1 protein-coding gene is annotated in these 669 nt (G+C 52.2%); it reads right to left on the reverse strand.

Annotation, left to right across the window (positions count from 1 at the left end; translation table 11 throughout):
• A partial coding sequence (locus tag VZ95_RS21045; RefSeq protein WP_045777611.1) for a PAS domain-containing protein occupies nucleotides 1-399 on the reverse strand: 399 nt, incomplete at its 3' end.
• Nucleotides 400-669 lie beyond the last annotated feature (270 nt).

Genomic DNA, 669 nt, shown 5'->3' on the forward strand with positions numbered 1-669 from the left:
GGCCAAACGCAGTTTTTGCTCGGTGATATCGGTTGCGAATTTAACCACGCGAACGGGCTTACCGTCGCGGCCGAGAATGGGGTTATAGGTCGCCTGAATCCAGACTTCCTGACCGCCCTTGGCGAAGCGCATATATTCGGCCTGCTGAAACTGCCCGGCCCGGAGACTGTTCCAAAACTCGCGATAGGCCGGGCTGGCGACCTCCTCCCGATCAACGAAGATGCGGTGATGCTGGCCGCGAATTTCGCTGAGGTTATACCCCATCAACTGCAAAAAATTCTCATTTGCGTTCAATATTGTCCCATCCAGGGCAAACTCAATCACCGCCTGGGAATGGTTCAGCGCGTCTAAGGTCGCGCGTTCTTCACCCAATCGAAGAATATGAGCCAAGTTGAGCATGGTTTTGAACCTCTTCTTCGCCGGAATTGTTTGGTTTGCCCGTAACACATTCGACGGTACTTGGGGCCTCCTAACAAAAGGCTAACGATGGATTCAAAGCGAGGTAATTTGCCGGTCGGTATCAATCGCTCGATATGTGTCAGCATTGCGTCTCGAACGCGCTTGGTAAGTCAGGAGTCGAGACATATTAAGTTATGCAGAATGGCGAAAACCTTAAGGTTTCTCCTGAAGAGGGAGGAGTCCTGAACGGGAGGGACCTACCAGGGTAAT

It is taken from the genome of Elstera litoralis, from assembly GCF_000963705.1.
Lineage (GTDB): Bacteria > Pseudomonadota > Alphaproteobacteria > Elsterales > Elsteraceae > Elstera > Elstera litoralis.